Raw genomic sequence first — 2,466 nt, forward strand, 5'->3', positions numbered from 1 at the left:
CCCAGTGACCATCAAGAACTTATTCTTCTCCAATAAATCAGTAAGCTGATCTATCTGATGATCCCGGCCTTTAAAATAAATGCTTTCATCTTCAGTAAATGACCTTAAGCCTGTATATGGACATATATTATTCATATCAGCTGCTTTCATCTATGTAAATTAAAAAACGTGTATAAAACCAAAGATAATTTTGTTGAAACGTTGTCCAGGATTCATTCAACTCCCCCTTACCTTCTGAATATCCAAAAAGTATTTCACTCAATAAGACCGCATAATCATCATCAGAAATATTTTCAGGAAACTGATTTTTTGCCTCATAAAGATCACCATGAAATGCTATAGCACGGGTCATCAGTTGATTAGCCTTAATTTTCTGTCGAAGGTTTTTGATGACACTGAATGACTCCTCCAAATTTTCTTTGGGATCGTAAAGGGTGTTGGTATAAGCAAGTTGAATTCTATGAGGCTGAAATGTGGTAACAATTCCGGTTCTATCAAACTCCACCCTTGCAGAGTCTAATAACCTTTTGGCCATTTCCTGATTTGTTTTTCTGGATAAGAGATCTTTTGCCGCATAGGCATAGAGGGAAGATCTATTAATAACTTTTTTGAAAGGTTTCATTAATCTATTGATTTCTTCAAAATCTTCTGAATTTGCCAATCCCGTTATAGCAGTTGCTATTAACCTAAAGGAATGGAAATTCACCTGATTTCCAAATTCTTTGGATCTTAGGATATTTAAAAGGTTATCAGGATTGATTTTTTCGTAATAAGAAATCATGGATTCGACTTCATTGTTTTCATAAGCCATTTCGCCTAAATAAAGGTATAACCAATTCAGGTCAACCTGATCAATATTTTCTCGCTCAGACAGTTCCCTATCCAACTTTTTAAACACCTCATACCTAACTGGATTAACCATGAAATAAGTTGATGCCCAGACATTTGAATTATAAGCTAGCAACCACGCTGTGAAAAAATCTAATTCGCCCTTACCCGGGTACAAGAAATCCATTAATTGATTATCAATTATGTAATCTAAAAAAACATCAGAAAAGTAAAAGAAAAAGAAAGCCCTCGGTTCTAAAGGTGGAAATCCAATTCTTAGATCAGGATAAATAAATAAAAATTTACGGGGAACGATCAAATTATCTGTACCTGCGACCCCAATCACAGATGTGGTTTGTTCCAGATAGGAAGGAGAGACCAACCGGTAATATTCTATGGCATTGTCAAAAAATTGTTTAACGGATAGGTCATTCTTTTGCGGATCTTCTAAGTTAATTCCTTTCAAAATCCCTTCATTTTTAAAGGAAAGGGCCATCAAATAGTTCTTCTCATTGGGATCTTTGACATCAGAAAGGACAGCCTCCCGGTATTTTGAACAGAAATATCCGATTTGTGCTCTATCACTGAATTGAAGGTTTAGATTTTGCCTATCCGACATAAAACCAAACAAATGTAAATTTGAAGATGTGTTATATGATTTTAACATCCTTCCAAAAAGATGTGCGTAAAATTCCTCCAAAGAGATGTTTTTTCTCAAACTATAACCCTTTACAAATTCGTCCAATGCTGTATCATGCCCAAAATTATAAAACACAGCAGCTATATTAGCAGCATTATCTGCCACGGTAGCATAATCTCCTTGGTAATAGTTTTGGGAATTGGCCAACAAAACATCCATGCAATTCAACACCTTCTCACTATTACCCTGTGATGCATATAAATAGGCCAATTGCTGATAAAGTCCGTTGAATCTAAAGGCATAATCTGTAGCACCTCTCAGAAGTAGTTTGTCCGCATTAAAATTTTCTTTAATCCATTCTGATTGACCTCCCTTTTCAAAGGGCGAAAGGATTTGGATAATTCTTTGAGTTTCATCCGGGGTAAATACCCTGTAGTTGACAGCATTCTCCAGTGCCAGAGTGAAGTTTATGATATCAGAGAAATCTGCCGGTTGGGATTCAAGAATATGAAATACAATTTTGCCAGCTCTATTAGCATTGTCTTTTCTCCAGGTTTCTATTTGGGTATCCGGATTATAATAATATGCCAATTCGAGTGTCACTCGTAAATCATTCAATACTTTTAAAATAGATGATAGAGAGGTATTGAGATTGCTTGGGAGTGCATGCTCAGCTGACAAACTATCCGCAATGGCCAAACTTCTAAAAATTTCCTCCTTGGGTTCAGACCCTGCCTGGAAAACAAGCAATGTCGCTATTCCATTTGCGATATTGATTTTCTCAATAGGATCAGGAACATTATTGATCGCCTCATCTACACTGATAAGGTCAAGTTTCATCTGCTCCACGATGAGGTAAATTTTATTCTCAAATGCCACTTTTGGACTGTTTACCAACTTTATGGACTCCTCTTGAATGGAGTTTAGAATATATGAATTCTGTTGTCTCAGGTATTGCCTGATAGCAAAAGAACTGAAGACCAAAAAGGCAATCAAGG

2 protein-coding genes are annotated in these 2,466 nt (G+C 36.1%); both read right to left on the bottom strand.

Annotation, left to right across the window (positions count from 1 at the left end):
• A partial coding sequence (locus ACEW8U_RS21685) for a hypothetical protein (RefSeq protein WP_373524147.1) occupies window positions 1-150 on the bottom strand: 150 nt, incomplete at its 3' end.
• Window positions 137-2,466: hypothetical protein (locus ACEW8U_RS21690; RefSeq protein WP_373524146.1), on the bottom strand; the 2,330-nt coding region annotated here is incomplete at its 5' end. The genes ACEW8U_RS21685 and ACEW8U_RS21690, both read right to left, overlap by 14 nt.

Origin of the sequence: Aquiflexum sp. (assembly GCF_041751335.1) — a bacterium.
Taxonomy (GTDB): domain Bacteria; phylum Bacteroidota; class Bacteroidia; order Cytophagales; family Cyclobacteriaceae; genus Aquiflexum.